At 63.3% G+C, this 19,412-nt stretch carries 15 protein-coding genes; 5 read left to right on the top strand and 10 right to left on the bottom strand.

The window, feature by feature from the left end; translation table 11 throughout:
* Positions 1–59: 59 nt before the first annotated feature.
* Positions 60–2,177, bottom strand: coding sequence for a site-specific recombinase (locus ADJ79_RS04350; protein WP_082202976.1), 2,118 nt, complete (start codon positions 2,175–2,177; stop codon positions 60–62).
* 136 nt (positions 2,178–2,313) lie between these two features.
* Here ADJ79_RS04350 and rpe point away from each other — a divergent pair, with 136 nt between their 5' ends.
* On the top strand, positions 2,314–2,997 hold the full coding sequence (rpe, locus tag ADJ79_RS04345; RefSeq protein ID WP_050716398.1) for a ribulose-phosphate 3-epimerase: 684 nt from the start codon (positions 2,314–2,316) through the stop codon (positions 2,995–2,997).
* Between the two features lie 412 nt (positions 2,998–3,409).
* On the opposite strand, the gene ADJ79_RS04340 is transcribed toward rpe, so the two are convergent.
* The 6 genes from ADJ79_RS04340 to ADJ79_RS14030 form a co-directional block, all read right to left on the bottom strand.
* On the bottom strand, positions 3,410–3,832 hold the full coding sequence (locus ADJ79_RS04340) for a polymer-forming cytoskeletal protein (protein ID WP_050714947.1): 423 nt from the start codon (positions 3,830–3,832) through the stop codon (positions 3,410–3,412).
* Positions 3,833–3,919: 87 nt separating this feature from the next.
* Positions 3,920–4,906: a M23 family metallopeptidase gene (locus ADJ79_RS04335; protein WP_050714946.1), complete on the bottom strand. Its 987-nt coding sequence runs from the start codon at positions 4,904–4,906 to the stop codon at positions 3,920–3,922.
* A gap of 212 nt (positions 4,907–5,118) precedes the next feature.
* On the bottom strand, positions 5,119–5,910 hold the full coding sequence (locus tag ADJ79_RS04330; protein ID WP_050716397.1) for an HAD-IIB family hydrolase: 792 nt from the start codon (positions 5,908–5,910) through the stop codon (positions 5,119–5,121).
* 217 nt (positions 5,911–6,127) lie between these two features.
* The gene (locus ADJ79_RS04325) at positions 6,128–8,275 is read right to left on the bottom strand and encodes a TonB-dependent receptor domain-containing protein (protein ID WP_050714945.1); all 2,148 of its coding nucleotides are present in this window, start codon (positions 8,273–8,275) and stop codon (positions 6,128–6,130) included.
* Between the two features lie 746 nt (positions 8,276–9,021).
* The gene (prmC, locus tag ADJ79_RS04320) at positions 9,022–9,906 is read right to left on the bottom strand and encodes a peptide chain release factor N(5)-glutamine methyltransferase (RefSeq protein ID WP_050714944.1); all 885 of its coding nucleotides are present in this window, start codon (positions 9,904–9,906) and stop codon (positions 9,022–9,024) included.
* A gap of 198 nt (positions 9,907–10,104) precedes the next feature.
* Positions 10,105–10,527 (bottom strand): hypothetical protein, encoded by a 423-nt coding sequence (locus ADJ79_RS14030; RefSeq protein WP_156304022.1) that lies wholly within the window; start codon positions 10,525–10,527, stop codon positions 10,105–10,107.
* 34 nt (positions 10,528–10,561) lie between these two features.
* Here ADJ79_RS14030 and ADJ79_RS04315 point away from each other — a divergent pair, with 34 nt between their 5' ends.
* Positions 10,562–10,795, top strand: a complete 234-nt coding sequence (locus ADJ79_RS04315; protein WP_156304021.1) for a hypothetical protein — start codon at positions 10,562–10,564, stop codon at positions 10,793–10,795.
* Positions 10,796–11,046: 251 nt separating this feature from the next.
* Here the strand turns inward: ADJ79_RS04315 and ADJ79_RS04310 are convergent, their stop codons facing one another.
* The gene (locus ADJ79_RS04310) at positions 11,047–13,068 is read right to left on the bottom strand and encodes a TonB-dependent receptor domain-containing protein (RefSeq protein WP_050714942.1); all 2,022 of its coding nucleotides are present in this window, start codon (positions 13,066–13,068) and stop codon (positions 11,047–11,049) included.
* Between the two features lie 122 nt (positions 13,069–13,190).
* Positions 13,191–13,616: a cupin domain-containing protein gene (locus ADJ79_RS04305; protein ID WP_050714941.1), complete on the bottom strand. Its 426-nt coding sequence runs from the start codon at positions 13,614–13,616 to the stop codon at positions 13,191–13,193.
* 258 nt (positions 13,617–13,874) lie between these two features.
* Between ADJ79_RS04305 and ADJ79_RS04300 the strand changes: the two genes are divergently transcribed.
* The 3 genes from ADJ79_RS04300 to ADJ79_RS04290 all read left to right on the top strand — a co-directional run bounded on the left by ADJ79_RS04300 (position 13,875) and on the right by ADJ79_RS04290 (position 17,467).
* A complete protein-coding gene (locus tag ADJ79_RS04300; RefSeq protein WP_050714940.1) occupies positions 13,875–14,948 on the top strand; it encodes a GTP-binding protein in 1,074 nt (357 codons plus the stop codon).
* Between the two features lie 95 nt (positions 14,949–15,043).
* Positions 15,044–15,655 (top strand): RNA polymerase-binding protein DksA, encoded by a 612-nt coding sequence (gene dksA, locus ADJ79_RS04295; protein ID WP_082202971.1) that lies wholly within the window; start codon positions 15,044–15,046, stop codon positions 15,653–15,655.
* Positions 15,656–15,700: 45 nt separating this feature from the next.
* Complete coding sequence (locus ADJ79_RS04290) at positions 15,701–17,467, top strand: STAS domain-containing protein (RefSeq protein WP_050714939.1); 1,767 nt, start codon at positions 15,701–15,703, stop codon at positions 17,465–17,467.
* Between the two features lie 393 nt (positions 17,468–17,860).
* Here the strand turns inward: ADJ79_RS04290 and yegQ are convergent, their stop codons facing one another.
* Positions 17,861–19,264 (bottom strand): tRNA 5-hydroxyuridine modification protein YegQ, encoded by a 1,404-nt coding sequence (gene yegQ, locus ADJ79_RS04285; RefSeq protein ID WP_050714938.1) that lies wholly within the window; start codon positions 19,262–19,264, stop codon positions 17,861–17,863.
* Positions 19,265–19,412 lie beyond the last annotated feature (148 nt).

The following is a 19,412-nucleotide window of genomic DNA, read 5'->3' as shown; positions in this document are numbered from 1 at the left end:
CCATTGATACGGAACCCATCTGCTGAACGCAAATCCGCGCGCCGCGCAAATCACGGCTTTCAGTCTTGCCGCGCTGGCGGCTCTTTGGGAGAAGCCGGGCTGTCCGGGGCCGCGTTTTCACCGTCAGCGGCGGCGGCTGTTTCCATTTCGGCTACCAGGCGCGCGTCGGACTTGCGCGGCAGGATGAAGCCCAGAGGGTGGCGCCACATGCGCCGCCAGACGGCGCGGTAGATGCGGTGCCGCTCCACGTTGGAGATGTTGTGCGCCGTCAGCGCCAGGCGAAAGGCGAAATGAAAGCTGAACGCCACGTTCATCAGCCCTGTGAGCAGCGCTCCGGCCACGGCCCACCAGAAAGCGCTCTCGTGCAGCACGGCCGGGCCGAGCCGATGCGCGGCGGCAGCCATCTGGCCCGCCACGAGGGTGACGTGCCGCACTTCAAAGTGGATGCCGAAGAACTGGAGCACGGGCGGCGCCAGCCCCAGCATCAGCCCCAGCGAGATATTGGCGGCATAGCCGGAGATGTGTTCGCGCCAGTAGCTGCCCCAGCGCCGCGCGCGTTCTTTGCCCAGCCAGCGCGTGCTGCGCGGGTTGTAGGCAATGGCCGAATCGAGCTTGTGAAAGACAAACCAGTTTTCCACCCACCCGGCCACCACGCTGGAGGCAAACAGCAGCACGCCCGTGATGGCGGCAAAAAGCGGCGTGGGGCCAAACAAATGGTGGTTGGCGATGACGTGGCGCGCGTGTCCGGCCGTCATCATGCGGGTGTCGCCCAGGGCCGCGAATGCCAGGCCCAGCAGCCAGGCCAGCGGGACCACCAGGACGAGATTGCCGGCGATGGCGGCAAATTGCGAGCGCAGCAGAAACATCACCTCGGTCACGAAGCCGTCTATGGCGCCCGGCGCGTTCAGGCTGCGCAGCTTGGCGGCCAGGGCTGGCGCCGTCATCGCGGGCTGCTTGGTGGCAATCGTCCAGTGCAGCAGCATCACCAGCACGAAAGCCAGCGAGTAGTTGATGCCCGCCGCCAGACCGCCCCAGAAGGCCGACAGCCCCAGCGTGTACAGAAACAGCTTGCCCCAGGTGGCCAGCGCCATCACCGCGCCGCCGCCCGCTGCGGCGCGCAGCATCTGGCGGTACTCCTTGCCGTTGCGCGTGATGTAGTGCTCGCCGCTTTCGGCATTGCGCTCGGTCACCTTGGCGGCCAGCAGCTGCGTGTTGCTGCGAATGAGCGCACGCACGCTGAGCGTGTCGCGGCTGACGCGCACCAGATGCGAGAGCATTTGCGCCGCCGCCAGCACCGGCTCGGCCGTCTCCAGGCACAGCAGCAGACCCTTGACGCGCAAGATGCGCTGGCGCATTTGCTGAATCTGGAACTCGATGTTCACCGAGATGCCGTGCTCCTGCAAATGCGCGTACACCGTGTTGGCGCTGGCGCGGCAGGCGTCCAGATGCTCACGAAACGCCGCAATGGCCTGCTGCGCGCCGGGCGACAAGCGCCCCTGCGTCTGCACGGCCGTGCGCAGGGCCTCGAACATTGCGGGCAAATCATGAAAGCGCCGCGCCTGGCGCGCCTCCATCGACATGCGGCTGCGAATGCCGGGCGACAGGCCAATGGCGCTGATCTGGCTGACGGCGTAGGTGAGCGCGTCCAGCAGCGCGCGCTCGGCGTAGTCGTATTGCACGGCGCTGCCGGGGCCAGGCGGCTCCTCGTCAAACAGCAGCTCGCCCATGCGGCGGGCCGTTTCCTTGTCCAGCGCGCGCAGCCAGCGCGCATCCAGCTCGCCCGGAAACAGCAGGTAAATCAGATCGGCCTGGTTGGTCGAATCGGGCGTGACCGGCAGCAGCTTCTTGCGCAGGCGGCGCGCCAGCTCGCTCAAGAAAGCCGCGCGCGGCGCAAAGCCCAAATCCGCCAGCAGCGGCGTCTCATCCGTGGTGGTGATGAACACCGCCCACCAGCGCCGCCAGCGCTGCCGCCAGTGCGGGCGCACCGCCACCGCGTCCAGCAGCGAACGCACGCGCGTGAGCACGGCCTGCACCTCGTCTTCGCTGGGGTTTTGCCAGTCGGCGCTGCCGCGCACCCAGTCCAGCAGGCCAATCAACCACAAATGCCGCTCCACGCGCGGCGCGCTGGCATCCAGCGCTTCCAGATGCCGCACCAGTTCAAGCTGCGAACGGGCCATTCATCCCCCCGCCAATTCATTTTTTGCCATGGGCAACGATGGTAGCGGCGCGACAATGCGCCCCTTTCACTGGCCCTTTCGGCCACGGTTTCACCCGCAGCCTCATCCGCCGCTTCCGCAACCCGCCCTGCTTCGCATGACCGCGCCCCGCCACTTCATCGCCCCTTCCATCCTCTCCGCCGACTTCGCCCGCCTGGGCGAAGAAGTGCGCAACGTGCTGGCCGCCGGCGCCGACTGGATTCACTTCGACGTCATGGACAACCACTACGTGCCCAATCTCACCTTCGGCCCCATGATCTGCGAAGCCCTGCGCCCCCACGCCCGCCTGCCAGACGGCCAAAGCGCCCCCATCGACGTGCATCTGATGGTGCAGCCCGTGGACGCGCTGGCCGCCGCCTTTGCCCGGGCGGGCGCGGCCACCATCAGCTTCCACCCCGAAGCCAGCGCCCACCCGCACCGCAGCGTGCAGGCCATCCGCGCCGCAGGCTGCCGCCCCGGCCTGGCCTTCAACCCCGCCACCCCGCTGGACGTGCTCGACTGGCTGATTGACGACATCGACCTCATCCTCATCATGAGCGTCAATCCCGGCTTTGGCGGCCAGAGCTTCATCGACAGCGCCCTGCGCAAAACCGAACAGGCGCGCCGCCGCATCGAGCAATCAGGCCGCGACATCCGCCTGCAAGTCGATGGCGGCATCAAGCCCGCCAACATCCGCCGTGTGGCCGACGCCGGGGCCGACACCTTCGTGGCCGGCAGCGCCATCTTCGGCCAGAGCGACTACGCCCAAACCATCGCCGCCATGCGCCAGGCACTGGCCTGAAAACCGGCCCAAAGCCTGCCCGTGAGTGCAAAAAGCGCGGCTCCGGGCGGCCTGCGCCTTGCAGCCTGTGCGGCCTTATTTCGCTCTTTTATTCATAGCATGAGGTCCTAGTGGAATCTGCGCAAGACGGCATTTCTGGCGGCCTGAATTTGCTCCTGTTTTGATATGGCCTGGCAGGCTCCTTCCTGTCGCGCGGGCGCGCCAGAGCGGGCCGCCGGAGCCGGAGCTGAAACCTTTGGGGCTGAAACGCGGCAAAGCGCCCGGAGCCGCGCTTTTTGCACTCACGGGCAGGCTTCGAGCCGGTTCTTATTCCTTGCGCCCGTCTTGCGCGAGAGGCCCCTGCGGGCAGCTTGGCAGGCGGCGGGCATGAAAAAGCGCCCCGGAGGGCGCTGGCGAAGAATGCGGCGGCCGCTCACGCCTTGGCCGTGGCGCTCTCGCTGCCAGGCAGCAGGGGCGTGGAGGCAGCGTTGGGAACGCGCATGGTGACGCTGCCCTGGTAGCGCGCGCCCGGGTCCACTTGCAGGGTTTCGGCTTCGATGTTGCCCTGAATTTGCGCGGTGGACTGCAAATGCAGGCGGCCTGCGTGAACGTTGCCTTCGAGCCGGCCCAGCACCAGCAGATCGGAGGCATAGACATCGCCTTTGACCAGCCCCGTCTCGCCAATGACGGCGCTGCCCTCGCAGCGCAGCGTGCCGTGGATGCGGCCATCGAGCTTGATGGAGTTTTGCGCCGTGAGATCGCCTTCGAGCGTGCACTGCTCGGCAATCACGGTGTCAATCTGCTTGCTGGCGCTGAAAGGCGCGGGGGTGTTTTTGTCTTTGCCGGAACCGAACATGATGCTGCTGCCTTGCTTGGGAGAAAAAAGGAAAGGGCGGGAAAAACAGACTGGGATGAGCGGCTGGAAAAAGGCGGGGCCGCCGCTTCAGGGCACGGCCTCGGAGGCGGGCTTTTCAAGCTGCTTTCTGACGGGCGCGTTGAGCGAGAGGAACTGCTCCGGGTCAATGCGCTGGCCCTTGCTCTGCACCTCGTAATGCAGGTGCGGGCCGGTGGAGCGGCCTGTGGAACCCAGCTGGCCGATGACGCTGCCCGCTTCCACGTGCTGCCCGGCTTTCACGCCGATTTTGGAAAGGTGGGCATAAACCGTGCTGTAGCCGTGCGCATGGTCCACCATCACGACATTGCCGTAGCCGGACTGCACGCCCGCGAAGTGGACCTTGCCTTTGGCCGTGACGCGGATGGGCTGGCCCGTGCTGCCCTTCAGGTCCAGCCCGCCGTGGAATTCGCTGCCTTTTCCCGTGAAAGGGTTGGAGCGGTTGCCGAAACGCGAGCTGATGGGGCCGTTGTGCGGCATGCCCAGCGGCACGGATTGCAGCACTTGCAGCAAGTCGCCCGCGTCTTCCACCGCCGCCTGGCGGCCAGGGGCCTGGCGCACTTCGCGGCTTGAAACGGGGCCGCCCGCCGCCTTGTTGGGCTTGCCCCTGGGCGGCTCGACGGAGACGGGCTTGACGTTCACGCCGCGCGCTTTCAGGTATTCGCGCAGTTCGGCCAGCATGTGCTCGGACTTTTTCAGCTCGGCCAGCTTGGCGTCCACCTCGGCGGCCTTGGCGGCCATTTCGGCGGACTGGGTGTCCCGCGCCTGCTCCAGCTGCTGGCGCAGCGCCTCGATTTCGCGGGCGCGTTCTTCCAGCAACTGCTGATGTTCAACCTGCGCCTGCTGATGGCGCTCGCTTTGCGCCTGCCGCTGGCCCCAGTAGCCCCAGCCGATGGCGGCCAGCGCGCCCAGCAAGGCCACGATGACGGCGCCCAGCCCCATCAGCAGCGGACGCATGGACAGCAGCAGGCGCGTATTGACTTCCACCGAGCGCGTCTGCTCGGGGGTGACGATGAGAACCGTGGAGCGATGAGTCATGGCCTGTAACGTTCAACAATGGATTGCCCGCCTTCATGGCAATCCGCAATCAATTCCTGGTCGCAAGCGGCCAAGTGTACCTTGTGTGACAAATGGTTTTACAGCACATAAAACCGTGTCAGCGCACATGAAAAGAGCCGGGCGGCCCGCTCTTGCGCGTGCATCTGGGCATCTTGCATGCGCATGGAGCCTGCCCGCCGCCTCCGGCATGGTCAGCCGCGCCCTTGCAGCACCGCCTGCGCCGCCTGCGCGAAGCCCGCGCCGCGCTCGCCCTGCGCCACGTAGCGCGGCAAGTGCTCCATGTGCGGCGCAAAGCGCGCCACGTTGGCCACGCCCACGCTGTTGGGAAAGTGCTGGAACATGCGCTGGTCGTTCGTGGAATCGCCCACGTACACCCAGTGCGCCATTTCATCCGCCAGGCGGCGGCCCAGCAGCAGCTGCACGATCCAGTGCGCCCCGGCCAGCTTGTCATGCCCGCCAATCCAGCCATTGATGTGAATGCTGCTGACCGTGGCCGTCAGCCCCTCGGCCCGCATCAGCGCGGCGGCCTGCTCAATGGCGGCGGGCGGCAGATGCGTGAACTCGCCGTGGTCAATGGCAATGTCCGTCTCGCGCCCCGCGCTGTCTTGCGCCAGCCGCGCCAGCGGCACTTCGCGCAGCACGCGCGCGGCCACCGCTTGCAGGCGCGCATAGTTGGCCTGGCGGCGCGCGGCATCCGGCTCGAAATACCACTTGCGCAGTGCGCCGCCCTGCCGCGCCAGCGCCACCGCGCCGTTTTCCGCCACGATGGCGCTCAGCGGCCACGTGCGCGCGAACGGCTCGCTCCAGCCCGCCGGGCGGCCCGTGATGGCGATGACCGGCAGCCCCGCCGCACGCAGCGCCTCAAGCGCAGCCAGCGCATCGGGCGTGATGGCGCCATCGGTCGTCAGCGTGTCGTCAATATCGGTCAGCACGCCCCGCACGTGGCGCCACGCGCCGGGGGGCAGCTGGTTCAGGGCAATCATCATGGGCAAGGGCCAGGCGGCAAAAGGCGCGCAGCATATCGCCAGCGTGTAAATGGGCGCAGATTGCTTCTGAAACAGGAGCGGATTCAAGGCGCTCAAATCAGCTGATGTCCTGACAGAGTCTTGAAAGGCTGCTCTTTTTATAGAAGCAGAAACAGGCCGCCCGGCAGCCTGAATAGGGAGCGCCGGACGGCCTGCAAAGCAGCCGGGCTGCGCGTCAGAAGCGGGTGCTCAAGCCCACATAGATATTGCGGCCCTTGCCCACGCGCTGGGATGTTTCAGCAACAAAGGCGTTCATGTAGGAAGCATCAAACACGTTCTTGATGCCGAACGTCACTTCCATGTCGCGCCCGAAGGGGCCGCTTGCCCAGGGGCGCGGCTGCCAGCGCGCATCCAGATCGACAACGGTGAACGCCTTGCGCACATACCAGTAGCGCCGGCCTTGCGACACGAAGGATTCCGGGTTCTGCTTGGGCTTGAACCAATGGTTCACATTCAGGCCCAGCAGCAGGCCCGGCGCCGCCTGCCAGTGGCCGTGCAGGTTGAGCTTGTCAGCGAAAGTGCCAGGCACGTTGCGCCCCGTGGCGCGGTCGGTCTGGCGGATGCGCGAATAGCCCAGCCCCACATTGCCCCAGGCTTGTTGATATGTGCCTGTCCATTCAAGGCCGTGTCGCTTGACGCTGTCTGTATTCAGATACATGGCATACGACTCGCTTTCCGGCGGCTTTTCATTCGGGCGCACGAGTTCCAGCGAAATCAGGTTCTTGACGCGGCCGCTGAACAGCATCAGCTTGGTTTCCAGCGAATCATTTGCCGCCCAAAGGCCATTTTTCGTCCATGAAAAACCGATTTCGGTTTCGCGCGCGGTTTCCGGCTTCAGTCCGGTGTTGGGAATAAGGTAATGATGCGGATTAATGGCCCCGGCCGAGTGCGTTTCATGCGGCGTAGGCGCGCGAAAAGCTTCAGACCAGTTGCCCAGCAAATACAGTCCATCAGCCACGCGCACGCTCAGACCCACGCGCGGAGAAAAATGTGATTTCTTGGCCGAATAGTCGTATTTGTCTACCTTGCGTTCATAGCGGTCATAACGCCCGCCCACTTGCAAGGTCAAGCCGCCATTCATGAATGAAGATTCAAGATGCCCGTAGATGCCCGAATCAATATAAGTATTGGGCATGGAACCGAACTCATCCGTCACGCCATTGCGCACGAAAAGGGCATTCTCATTGCGTTTTTCATAATCCACGCCCAGCAGCAGGCGATGCCCGACGCGGCCGGTCTCGAAATGGGAGATGTTCTTGAAGCGAAATCCATGACGCTGGTCTTCATTTTTGTAGCGGCTGGGGGTGATGGTGAAATGCCGGTCATAGCTGCCCCTGGAATGAAAGGCCGTAGCTGTCAAATCAATCCACGGGTTGGCGGCGGGCTTGAATGTGTATTTCGCTATCCAGTCCTGCTGTTTGAGCTTCCCGATCACCGGGCCAGTCGTGCTGTTCGGACTGGTGTGATACAGGTTTTGCCAGACGGTTTCTACATCCATTCCGTAATCAAAATAGGAAAGCGAAATTTTCTGCTCCGGCGTGATTTTGAAGCCGCCTTGCAGATAGGCCACCGTTGTGTCTTCGTCCGTGGGCACCTTGCGGGCGGGCTGACCGTTGATATGGCCCCAAACACGCGACATTTCCTGATCGCCGCGCCTGCCTTTCTTGCCATAGGCCATGAATTCAAAAGGCTGGTCCTTGGGCGCGAAAGCTCCGGCCAAATAGCCCTCGCGGTAATTGTTGTGCTCATAACGCAACTTGGCGGCAAAACCCCTGTCCTTGCCTTCCTGCACAAAATCTTCGGCGGTTTTCATGCCCATGTCCACCACGCCGCCAATCGCGCCGCCGCCATATTGAATGGACGAAGCGCCTTTAACCACTTCCACGCGCTTGAGCAAATCAGGATCGGAGCGGAAAGAGGAAATATGGTTGGAATACATGCTCAGCGAGCGCCGCACGCCGTCTTGCATGATGATGATGCGGCTTTCCGACTGGTAGCCAAAGCCGCGAATATAAAAAGATTCACCCAGACCACGCCCCATGTCATTGCCAACGGAAACGCCCGGCATATTGCGCAGAACGCTGATTACTGTGCTGGACGTGCTTAATTGCTGCGGCGTCACGACGGAAACGGAACCGGGATAAGTCTGCAAATCCGTCGCCATGCTGGTGCCCGTGACGGTGACTTCAGGCAGGTTCGGGACTTTTTCTTTGTCTTTTTCCTGCGCCCGCTGCGCCTGCTGCGCAGCAGCCTGGCCCAACAAAAGAAAAATGCCGCAGGCTAGGGCGGAAAAACGCCAGAAAGGAGAATGGAGGGAACGCATCAGAAATCCACCAATGAAAAAACGGCCCCATGAAACGCAGGGGCCTGACGCGGTTTTCATCGTGGACGGCCGCTCGGCTGGCAGCTTTTTGACGCAATTGTAAAGAATTGCCTCGCAGCCGGATTGATAAACATCAAGCCAATGGGGCCGCGTGAGCGGCAGCCCGAAAGCGGCGGATAAATAGCGGCGGATAAATAACGACGGATGAATGGCAGATTTTCGGCGCGGCTATTCCGGATTTTCAGTTTTCAGGCATGGCGCCGACCGAAATGGGCCTTTCAAGGATTGCAACGCCCACGAACGCCCGAGACTGCGCTTTTGCGGGATGGGCGCTGCAACAGCAAACCGCTGCGCGCATCGCTTTCCGAAGCCGGGGTCTGACGCGGTTTTTGCGGTTGCTGCCGTTTCTGGAATTCCGTCCCATATCCCATCATCGCCCCAAGCCTTGGCGCAAAGAGTGCGAACACGGGTTGCCGCTGTGCCGCATTTCCTGCAGTTTGGGGCCGTGGAAAGAGAAAGAGCAGGCAGTGAGAGGTGCTGCATTGAATAAGCGGCGAGGAGAGGCTTCTATAGCTCTTTTATTCATAGCGCACTGTCCTAGTGAAATAAGCGCAGAGCAGGTATTCTGACTGCTTGAATTTGCTCCTGTTTTTGAGGCAGCCGGGCAGGCTTTGCTCAGCTGAAAGACTTGTTTGAGCCGTCCGGCCCGCGCCTGGCGGCAATCAGCCGCCCGCTGCGTTTCGCGCTCATGACGGCTTGTTGCCTGGCCATTGCCCGCCGCTGCATCGCTCGATGCCTGCCAGGTCGCGGCGCGATTGCACGCGGGCAAAGCCTGCGGCGGCCAGCAGCGCGCGCACGGCGGGGGCCTGGTTGTGGCCGTGCTCCAGCAGCAGCCAGCCGCCGGGGCGCAGATGGGCGCGCGCGGGCGCGGCGCGGGCGATGGCGTGGATGATGGCGCGGATGGCGTCCAGCCCATCCGCGCCGCTGGTCAGGGCCAGGCGCGGCTCGTGCGCCAGCGCGGGCAGGTGGGCGTCGCCCTCGGCGATGTAGGGGGGGTTGCTGACGATGAGGTCAAACGCGGGCGCGTCGGCCACGGCGCGCAGCCAGTCGCCTTGCCGCAGGTTCAGGCGCAGGGCCAGGCGCTGGGCGTTGGCGGCGGCCACGGCCAAAGCGTCAGCGCTGGCGTCGCTGGCCCAGATGTCGGCTTGCGGGCGCTGGCTGGCCAGGGCCAGGGCGATGGCGCCGCTGCCCGTGCCCAGGTCCAGCGCGCGCAAGGGGCGGGAAGGGGCTTGGGCTGGCAGGAGCGAAAGCGCCCAGTCCACCAGCGTTTCGGTGTCGTCACGCGGGTCGAGAACGCGTGCGTCCACTTGCAGCTCAAGCCCGTAGAACGCTTTGCGGCCCGTGAGGTAGGCCACTGGCTCGCCCGCCGCGCGGCGCTGGCACAGGCTGGCGAAGCGGCGGGCCTGCTCTGCGGGCAGCGCGTCACTGTCGTGCGCCAGCAGCCAGGCGCGCTCGTGCGCGGGGCGGCCCAGCGCGTGCAGCAGCAGCATGTGCGCTTCCAGGCGCGGCAGGCCGCTGGCGGCGGCTTGGGCCAGGGCCTGGGCCAGTGTGGCGGGAGGTGGAGTGGGCATGGGCGTGGATGATGCGGTGGGGCGGCCCGCTGTACTCGCCAGCCGCCGCATGGTTTGCGGAGCGATTGTTCTTGGCCGAACCCGGCGCGGCAATCAGCACGGCATCCAACGCGTGCGCTTGCTCAGGAGGATCAGCCCAAGTCAGTCCGTTTCATGGTTTCGATTCTTGCTCTGCACACTGGCTCTGCTTTTGCTCTGCTATGGCCCCTTGGCAAGCAGCAGCACAAGGTTTTGTGACGTCTCGAAATAGGCTTTGCACAGCCATGTTCCATGTGTGAAAAGTCCGTCAAGCTCCGGCGATGTCTGATAGCGCCCTTCAGGGATCAGGCGCTGGATGGCCGGGTGCGTATCACCCGGCGGCTGTGCATGGGCAAGGCCTTCCAGTTGGCCGATTTTTTCAAGCAATCCAGCGTCTGGCCGGATCACTGCATCTATCCAGTAAAGGGATGGCCCCGGCATGGCCGGATCTCCCATTACCCCGCTTGTCCATTGGATGGATTTTGCGTTTTTCAGCATGGGAAAACGCGCGGCGATGGGGGTAAGCTCATTTCGAACCTTTCCATCGCCGGTTTTTGCCGCTTTTATTTCGGCGCTTCCAGGATTGGTTTCCATATTCGTCATGTCACAGCCATGCAACCCCATAAGGCAGAAAGCCATGACCATGCATCTTCTGGTTGTCATCTGTCCGTCCTGTTTTCTTCGCTCCGTTGATATTGCCCGCCAAGTCCTGCCCATAATCGTAAAGCTCTGGCCTTCACGGTTGGCGGCTATTTTCAACCGCTGCACGGATTATTTTCTGGTTGATATTGGAGGCAATATTGGTGCTTTCTGCTATGGCCTTTTCGTCATCAAAAAAATGGGCTTCTCCGGTATTTTCTCTGTCGTGTGAACAAAAATCCAGGGCATCGTCCAAGTTCGGCCTTGTCCGTTTCGCACCATAAAGCATTGCACACCATTTCCAGGCAGGCTGGCCGGCGCCAGATTCAGGATTGCCGGTGATGAGAGACTGATTGCAGAGAATCTACAGAAAGAGGAGCAGAAAAAAGGCCCTTCAAACGGGCCTTGTCGCAGCATTTACGGGAAAGTTTGCTATGAATCAAGGAGCAAATTCTGCCCCTTGATTTTTCGCCGCCTGCGGGTTCAGAACTTGATGTCCAGCCGCACCCAGAAGGAGCGGCCGGGTTCGTTGATGCGGGTGGTGGAGCCGGCGTTGGGGTTCAGGCCCAGGCCGTTGTAGAACTCGGGCGTTTGCACGGCTTTGGTGAGGTGCTCGGCGTAGGTGCGGTCAAAGATGTTGTCGATGCCGAAGTTCAGCCGGGCGTGCTGGTTGAAACGCCAGTGGCCGTGCACGCCAAAGACGGCAAAGCCGGGGGTGGGAGCGATGTCCACGCCATTGACGTTGCCGTCGCCCACGCTGACGCGGTTTTGCCGTGCGGCGGCGCGCATCACGCCGATGAGCGATGCCTGCTGGGTTTCGTAGCCGGCGCGCAGGCGCAGCTCCAGCGGGGGGATTTGCCCCAGGGGGCGGTGGTCGGTCTGGTTGCGGCCCCAGGTCCAGGCCAGGTCGCCGCCCACTTTGAAGTTGGCGGGCAGCGCGTAGTCGGCGCTGGCTTCAAAGCCGTAGCGCATGGCGCTGATGTTGCGTGCAAAGGAATTGGCCGCCAGGTCGTTGAGGCGCGGGTTGTTCTTGTAGATGAGGATGTAGTCGTTGATGCGGTTGATGAAGGCCGAGCCGCTCAGGCGCAAGTTGCCTTCGGTATAGCGGGTGCCCACATCAAGCTGGAGGCTTTTCTCGGGCTTGATGTCGCGGTTGCGGTTGCGTTCCCAGAAGTCGGGGGCGCGCTGGGTGTAGCCCAGGCCCACGTAGTGATGCCAGGGGCGCGGGCCGAATTCAAAGCGGGTGAAGGCGGCCGTGAGGTTGTAGCGGTTTTTGCGCTGTTTGGCGTTTGGCCCGTACCAGAAGCCGGGGTAGGTGGTGGCGCGGGTGCGGTCGCGGCGCAGGCCGGCGACCCAGGCGCGGTCTTCGCCCAGGTTCATGCGGTTTTCAAGGAAGACGCCGATGTTGCTGGAGGTTTCGCTGCGGCTGCGGGCCAGGTTGGTGTAGGCGCGGCGGGCGCGGTGCTCGTCGGCGTACCAGTCCAGGCCGGTCGTGGTGCGGTTGGCGCCCCAGGCGAGTTCGGCGCTGGCCTTGGCGTTGCGGGTGATGCGGTCCGGATTGCCGCCCGCCAGCAGGCCCCGGAACTGGCGGCCCATGATGATGTCCTGGTGGCTGTAGCCGGTTTCGAAACTGAGCTTTTGCAGCAGGGGGTTGATGTCGCTGATTTCGGCTTTGGCGCCGTAGGAGTTGCGGTCGGTTTTGCCCGAGTCCAGTTGCAGGCTGGCGAATTTGGCCTTGCTGCGGTTGGCGTCTGCAAAGAGTTCAAAGCGCAAATGGCGGGTGGGCGTGACGGCCAGGTTGAGCGAGCCGCTCTTGCGCGTGTACCAGGAGCGCACTTCGTTGCCGTCGCCGTCTTTGTAGTCGTCGCTTCTGCCCCGCGTGGCGATGGCGCGCAGGGAAACGAGGGGGTTGCCTGCAGCGAAGTCGCCAAAAGCGTCTACATAGCCAAAGCTGCCCAGCGACAGGGCGCCGTCGAACTCGGTGCTGAATTTGTCGTACACGCGCGGGTGGCGCACGAATTCCACCGCGCCAGCCACCAGGCCGGGGCCTTTGAGCACGGTTTGCGGGCCTTTGGTGACGACGAGTTCGTCATACGCCTGCGGGTTGATGTAGGAAGTGGGCGTATCCATGCGGATGCCGCAGCCGCCGTAGAGGAACTGGTCATTGGCGGTGATGGCTAGGCGCGAGCCGCCCAGGCCGCGAAAGACCGGATCGCCCGCCTGCTGGCCCTTGCGCACCACGCTCATGTTGGGAATTTCCTTGAGCAGCGAAGCGCCATCGGTCATGCGCGGGGCCACGGCGGGAGCGCGCGTGTCCACGCTGACCTGGCCGGCGATGGTCTCCTGCTTGTCCGTGACGAGCACGGCTGGCAGCGCGGGGTCTGCCTTGTCTTTCTTGGGCGCGCTGGAAGCGGATGTTTGCGCGGCGGCGCTGGTGCACAGCGCGGCCAGGGCCAGCGCCGAGGCGGCAGCCAAGGCGTGCGGGTGTGGGATGAAAGGTTTCATGACAGCTCTCATGACAGCTATTGGGCGGAAAAAAGGCCGCCCGTCCTGATAAGGAGGGCAGCCGGAAGAACGAAAGGAAGAAACGAATGGCGTGTGAAACAGCGGGAAATGCGCCTGCTGGCTCAGTGCTCGCTCTTGTCGGCGCTGCCCTTGGGCTTGATCACGGTGATTTGCAGCACCACGGGGTCTTTGCCCGTTTTGGCGAAGTGCAGCTGCCCGGCCGGGTGGGTGAAGATGCTGCCGGGCGGCAGGGTTTTGAGCTTGGCCTCGTCATACGTCTTGCCAAAGCCCAGCTCCAGCGTGCCGCTGATGACGGTCACGAAGAAATAGCCTTCTTTCGGTCCGTGCGGCTCCAGCTTCTTGTTCGGCTCGATGGTGACGCGGATGGTTTTGGTGGTGAATTCGCTGTTGTCGTCCAGCACGGCGCGGCCGTCCTTGAACGCCATTTCATTCGGGGTGAGCGCCACATCCGCCGCTTGCGCGGCTGCGCCGAAAGCCAGCAGAGCCGCCAGGCCGATGGATTGGGCAATGGTCTGAAAAGGTTTCATCTTGCAACTCCTCTATAAGAGATGAGCTGTGAATGGTATTGCAAACCAGATTTCTTCTTGTTGCGTTTCGTCAATGCCAGAAATCCGATTCGCCGCTTGCGCCCGTGGTTGCTGGATTCGTTGCTATCGAAACAATAGAAACCCTGCCGCCGTATTAACCGTTTGCAAACATGGTTTCAAGGCATGCCGAACCGCCAGGCAGGCCCGCGAATGCGGCGGTACACTCCGCGCCCTTTCAAACCGGCCCTTGTGCATCCAATGTCCCTCATCCCCGCCACCATCCTCACCGGCTTTCTCGGCTCCGGCAAAACCACGCTGCTGCGGCGCGTGCTGACCGAGGCGCACGGGCAGAAGATTGCCGTCATCGAAAACGAGTTTGGCGAGGAGAACATCGACAACGACATTCTGGTGAGCGACGACAAAGAGCAGATCGTGCAAATGAACAACGGCTGCGTGTGCTGCACCATCCGCGAAGACTTGCGCGCCACCCTGGCCGATCTGGCCGCCCGCAAGCGCAGCGGCGCGCTCGACTTCGAACGCGTGATCATCGAAACCACCGGCCTGGCCGACCCTGGCCCCGTGGCGCAGACTTTTTTCATGGACGACGAAGTGGCCGAGCAATATCTGCTGGACGCCATCGTGACTCTGGTCGATGCCAAGCATGCCATGCAGCAGCTCGATGAGCGCCAGGAAGCGCGCCGCCAGGTGGGCTTTGCCGACCAGATCTTCATCAGCAAGGCCGATCTGGTGTCCGGCGACGAGCTGGCTGCGCTGCAACACCGTCTGGCGCACATGAATCCGCGCGCGGGGCAGCACGTCACGCACTTCGGGCAGGCGCCGCTTAAAAGCGTGCTGGATCTGCGCGGCTTCAACCTGAACGCGCGGCTGGACATTGACCCGGACTTTCTCAAGGAAGAAGAGCACGGCCACGCCCATGAACACGGTCACGGCCACCATGACCATGGTCACGAGGGCTGCGACCACGCGCATGGCCACTGCCAGCACGGGCATCACAGCCACCACCACGCGCATGACGACGACGTGAAAAGCTTCGTCTTCCGCACCGAACGCGCCTTTGACCCGGCCCGGCTGGAAGACTTTCTGGGCGCCATCGTCAATATCTACGGCCCCAAGATGCTGCGCTACAAGGGCGTGCTGTGGATGAAGGACGTGCAGCGCAAAGTCATCTTCCAGGGCGTGCACCAGCTCATGGGCAGCGACCTGGGTCCGGCCTGGGCTGAAGGCGAAAAGCGCGTCAGCAAGATGGTGTTCATCGGCATTGACCTGCCGCGCGACATCTTTGAACAAGGGCTGTCGCAATGCCTGGTCTGAACCCGGCTTCGGGGCCAGACACGCTCTATACAATCGCCCGCCTATTTTTTTCGCCCGGCCCCTGCGCCAGGCTCCAACCAAGGGAGAAGTGCCTCATGAGAACCACGGCTGGAAAAACTGCTTCCAAGACCGCCAGCACCCGGCAAACGCCGCCCGCGCAGGCAACGGTCAAGTCCAGGGCCAAAACGTCCACGGCCCACAAAAAGACATTGCCTCCCCCCGCTGCCAAACCTGCCGCCGCGGCCCTGATCAAGAAAGATCCGCGCCTGGCCGACAACTGGAAAAACAAGCCCGCTCAAGAGCTGACCGACGCCGAGGTGCTTGCCATGCCCGATGACGAGTACATGAACGAAGCGCAGATGGCCTTTTTCCGCCACAAGCTTGTTGGCTTGAGAAACGGCATCCTGGAAAACGCCGACGAAACCACTGAGCACCTGCGCGAAGACACCATTGTTGTGCCCGACCCGGCCGATCGGGCCACCATCGAGGAAGAACACGCCCTGGAGCTGCGCACGCGCGACCGCGAGCGCAAGCTGCTCAAAAAAATCGAGCAGTCCATTGCCCGCATTGACATGGGCGAATACGGTTATTGCGATGAAACCGGCGAGCCTATCGGCGTGGGCCGCCTGTTGGCGCGCCCCACGGCCACACTCTCACTGGAAGCGCAGCAGCGGCGCGAACTCAAGCAAAAAATGTTTGGCGAGTAAGCGTCCGGCTGGCCGCCCGCCTGTGCCCGTTCGCATAATGCGCCCATGAGCAAGAACACCTCTCCCAGCGGCCTGCTCTCGCGGATGGCCAAGTTCGTCAAGAACTCGGCCACCGGCTGGTCAGATCTGGACCAGCTGGATTCCCGGCAAGATGCGTCCGACACGCGGCAGGCGCTCAAGGACATGATCGAGCGCAAGCGCCGCAACGACGCCTCGCGCCGCGACGAGTTCGAAACGCTGCGCAAAATCCGCCGTGGCGAAGTGGCCAAAAACAAGAGCTCCAGTTCAGACGCAGGCCCATCCAGCTACCTGAACAGCGCTCCTCCTGACGCCGTCCGGCCTCACCGCGCCCGCACGCTGGAAAGAAAGATCGACCAGATCGAAGAACAGATGGCGCAGGCCTGGTTCAAGAAACCCCGCAACGACGCTGCGCCCGAACCCCAGGCGCCTCCTCCCGAACCCGCGCCCCATGCTCCGCCCGCCGTCGAAAACACGGCTTTCGCCGCCACCATGCCCATGTCCCATTTGCCGGAAGGCGTGGTCGAAGTGGTTCCACCTTCAATGGAAGATGAGCACGACACCCTGGTGGACGCCCCCGCCACCAAAGCGGAAGAGCCGCCCACCCATGCCGACGCTCCTCACGAGCACGTTCCGCACGCCACAGGAGAAGATCGCGACGCCTACACCTTCGGCATCATGGGCGACTTCAACGTGGAAGTCTCCGCCGAGATGCCGCAAGACGCGGAGCTGGAAGAAAGCGCCATCCGCTTCGCCAATGGTGACGCCGCCGGAGCCGAAGAAAGCCTGCGCGCGCTGATTGCCGAAGGCGGCCCACGTCAGGATCATGAAGACACTTGGCTATGCCTGTTCGACCTCTACCGCGCCACGGCGCAGCAAGCCAAATTCGACGAAACCGCCATTGAATTTGCCAGCCGCTTTGGCCGCTCGGCCCCGCAGTGGGGCATGCTCACGCCTGAAAAGCTGGCGCAAATGGCCCGCCATGCCGCCAGTCCGAAAAACGCGCGCGCGGCGCTGGCCCAATGGGCCGCGCCCGCCACGCTCAGCGTGCAATCCATGGCCGCGCTGGCAGGCGTCATCAAGCGCAACACGCCGCCTTGGCGCATCGACTGGCGCTCGCTCAAAAGCATCAACCCTGATGCCCTGCCAGCCCTGACAGAGCAGCTGCACCGCTGGGCCGACAGCGGCGACCGCATCAAATTCCTCGGCGCGGAAGCACTGCTGGACATCCTGGCCGAAAAAACCCCCAACGAAGACCGCAACACCGACACGCAGTGGTGGACAGCGCGCCTGGCTCTGCTGCGCCTGATGGGCGAAATGGATGAATTCGACCTTGTGGCGCTCAATTACTGCGTTACCTACGAAGTCTCCCCGCCTGCCTGGCAAGCCCCTCGCTGCCACTACACGGCCATGACGCCCGAAGGCGAAACCATCCTGGCCGAGCTGGGCGGAGAACCTGCCGCAGCCGCGCAGGACACGCACGCCCCGCAAGAAGACGTGCAGCTCATCGAAGGCCACCTGCGCGCCCAGCTCAGCGGCGAAATCCTGGACGACCCCACGGCCATCCTCGCCCCCATCCGCGAGCGCCTCGGCGATGCCCGCTACGTCGAGCTGAACTGCCGCTTCGTGCTGCGCGTGGATTTCGCCGCCGCCGGCATGCTGCTCAACTGGGCGGCCGATCTTCAGGCACAGGAAAAAAAAGTTGCCTTCACCAACCTCAACCGCCTGATCGCCCTGTTTTTTGGCGTGGTCGGCATTCCCGAAGTCGCCCGCGTTTCACCCCGGCAGGACTGAAAACCTGTTTGGTCTCCGCCAGCAAGGCGCAAAAAAGCTGGCCGGAATGGGCGCTTCGCAGGGTTCAGCGCTCTGCGTCATTTTGCTCCTTTATTCATAGCATGATGTCCTAGTGGAAACTGCGCCAGGCGGCACTTTTCACCCTCCAGATTTGCTCTTTTTTTTGATGTGATCTGACGGGCGGGAGCCGTCTGGAACCTGTTTGCCCTCTGCCCGGGGGCACAAAAGCGCGGACTCGGGTACTCGTGGGCCTTGCAAGTTCTCAGCGGGCCGCAAGCTCCGTTTTCAGTTTGCGCTTTGCTGCCCCATTCCGATTTCTGCGCTTTCGCCTCTCACGGCCAGATAGCGGACGGCATCTGAAGGCATCGCAATGCCCATCAGCCACAACCGGATTCACGCGGCCTGCGGCTCGAATACGCGGGCAATCAGCGCGCCATCGGCCGGGCCGTCCATCGGAATCCACACGCGCAAGGGGTTGCCGCTGGCCACTTGCAGGCTCTGGCCTTCGGCGTTTTTCATGGCCGCCAGGCGGCAGATGCGGTTGCCGGCGGGGTGGATGATTTCGATCAGGTCGCCCACGGCGAAGCGGTTTTTGGTTTCCACTTCGGCCCAGCCGTCCGCGCAGGCGCGCACTTCGCCCACGAACTGGCTGCGGGTAGAGGTGGAGTGGCCGGTTTCGTAGTTCTGGTAGCTCTGAATGGGGTGGCGCTCCAGAAAGCCGCTGGTGTAGCCCCGGTTGGCCAGGCCCTCCAGCTCGGTGATGAGGGCGGGGTTGAAGGGGCGGCCCGCCACGGCGTCGTCAATGGCGCGGCGGTACACCTGCGCGGTGCGGGCCACGTAATACAGGCTTTTGGTGCGGCCTTCGATCTTGAGCGAGTCCACGCCAATGCGGCACAGGCGCTCTACCAGTTCAACCGCGCGCAAGTCCTTGCTGTTCATGATGTAGGTACCGTGCTCGTCTTCCATGATGGGCATGAGCTGGCCGGGGCGGCCTTCTTCTTCGATGAGATAGACCTTGTCGGCTTTGGGATGGCGCTGCTGGCCGGTGGCGCTTGGCATGGCGCCGTCATGCACGGCTTCATGCGCAGCTTTTTCGGCGCGCTCTTGCTCGCTGGCGAAGCTGAAATCCGCCAGGCGCGCGCCTTGCGCCAGGGCTTCGCCGGTGTTGGGGTCCACGTCGGCCTCGTGCGTGGCGTAGTTCCAGCGGCAGGCGTTGGTGCAGGTGCCCTGGTTGGGGTCGCGCCGGTTGAAGTAGCCCGAAAGCAGGCAGCGGCCCGAGTAGGCCATGCACAGCGCGCCGTGCACAAACACTTCCAGCTCCATGTCGGGGCAGGCCTGGCGAATCTGCTCCACTTCTTTCAGGCTGAGTTCGCGCGAGAGGATGATGCGCGCCACGCCCACGCTTTGCCAAAAGCGCACGGCGGCCCAGTTGGTGGTGTTGGCCTGCACGCTCAAATGGATGGGCACGTGCGGCCACTTTTCGCGCACCTGCATGATCAGGCCGGGGTCGGCCATGATGAGCGCGTCCGGCCCCAGCGCAATCACAGGCTCCAGATCGCGCAGGTAGCTGCGCACCTTGTCGTTGTGCGCATAAAGGTTGCTGGTGACAAAGAATTTTTTGCCGCGCGCGTGCGCCTCGGCGATGCCCTGGGCCAGCTGTTCCAGCCGGAATTCGTTGTTGCGTGCGCGCAAGCTGTAGCGCGGCTGGCCGGCATAAACGGCGTCGGCGCCAAAGTCATAGGCGGCGCGCATTTTTTCAAGGCTGCCGGCGGGCAGCAGCAGTTCTGGGTTTTTCATGCGGGGGATTGTCTGAGGGAGGCGGGACGGCCTCTTCAAAGCTGGCTTGCTATTAAACAGGAAGCAAATTCAGGCAGCCAAAAATGGGGATTGCGCTTTATCTGCGCCGAGATATTGCTATTGATCAAGAAGCAAAAAGGCAAATAAA

This window comes from Ottowia sp. oral taxon 894 (genome assembly GCF_001262075.1).
GTDB classification, from domain to species: Bacteria; Pseudomonadota; Gammaproteobacteria; order Burkholderiales; family Burkholderiaceae_C; genus Ottowia; species Ottowia massiliensis.
Note: the sequence above shows the minus strand (reverse complement) of the source record. Positions and strands in the feature narration are given on the sequence as shown.

What these genes read in the sequence shown, in the direction of transcription:
- ADJ79_RS04350 (WP_082202976.1), bottom strand. Translation starts at nt 2,177, where the DNA reads ATGGCCCGTTCGCAGCTTGAACTGGTGCGGCATCTGGAAGCGCTGGAT.
- rpe (WP_050716398.1), top strand. Translation starts at nt 2,314, where the DNA reads ATGACCGCGCCCCGCCACTTCATCGCCCCTTCCATCCTCTCCGCCGAC.
- ADJ79_RS04340 (WP_050714947.1), bottom strand. Translation starts at nt 3,832, where the DNA reads ATGTTCGGTTCCGGCAAAGACAAAAACACCCCCGCGCCTTTCAGCGCC.
- ADJ79_RS04335 (WP_050714946.1), bottom strand. Translation starts at nt 4,906, where the DNA reads ATGACTCATCGCTCCACGGTTCTCATCGTCACCCCCGAGCAGACGCGC.
- ADJ79_RS04330 (WP_050716397.1), bottom strand. Translation starts at nt 5,910, where the DNA reads ATGATTGCCCTGAACCAGCTGCCCCCCGGCGCGTGGCGCCACGTGCGG.
- ADJ79_RS04325 (WP_050714945.1), bottom strand. Translation starts at nt 8,275, where the DNA reads ATGCGTTCCCTCCATTCTCCTTTCTGGCGTTTTTCCGCCCTAGCCTGC.
- prmC (WP_050714944.1), bottom strand. Translation starts at nt 9,906, where the DNA reads ATGCCCACTCCACCTCCCGCCACACTGGCCCAGGCCCTGGCCCAAGCC.
- ADJ79_RS14030 (WP_156304022.1), bottom strand. Translation starts at nt 10,527, where the DNA reads ATGACGAATATGGAAACCAATCCTGGAAGCGCCGAAATAAAAGCGGCA.
- ADJ79_RS04315 (WP_156304021.1), top strand. Translation starts at nt 10,562, where the DNA reads ATGACCATGCATCTTCTGGTTGTCATCTGTCCGTCCTGTTTTCTTCGC.
- ADJ79_RS04310 (WP_050714942.1), bottom strand. Translation starts at nt 13,068, where the DNA reads ATGAAACCTTTCATCCCACACCCGCACGCCTTGGCTGCCGCCTCGGCG.
- ADJ79_RS04305 (WP_050714941.1), bottom strand. Translation starts at nt 13,616, where the DNA reads ATGAAACCTTTTCAGACCATTGCCCAATCCATCGGCCTGGCGGCTCTG.
- ADJ79_RS04300 (WP_050714940.1), top strand. Translation starts at nt 13,875, where the DNA reads ATGTCCCTCATCCCCGCCACCATCCTCACCGGCTTTCTCGGCTCCGGC.
- dksA (WP_082202971.1), top strand. Translation starts at nt 15,044, where the DNA reads ATGAGAACCACGGCTGGAAAAACTGCTTCCAAGACCGCCAGCACCCGG.
- ADJ79_RS04290 (WP_050714939.1), top strand. Translation starts at nt 15,701, where the DNA reads ATGAGCAAGAACACCTCTCCCAGCGGCCTGCTCTCGCGGATGGCCAAG.
- yegQ (WP_050714938.1), bottom strand. Translation starts at nt 19,264, where the DNA reads ATGAAAAACCCAGAACTGCTGCTGCCCGCCGGCAGCCTTGAAAAAATG.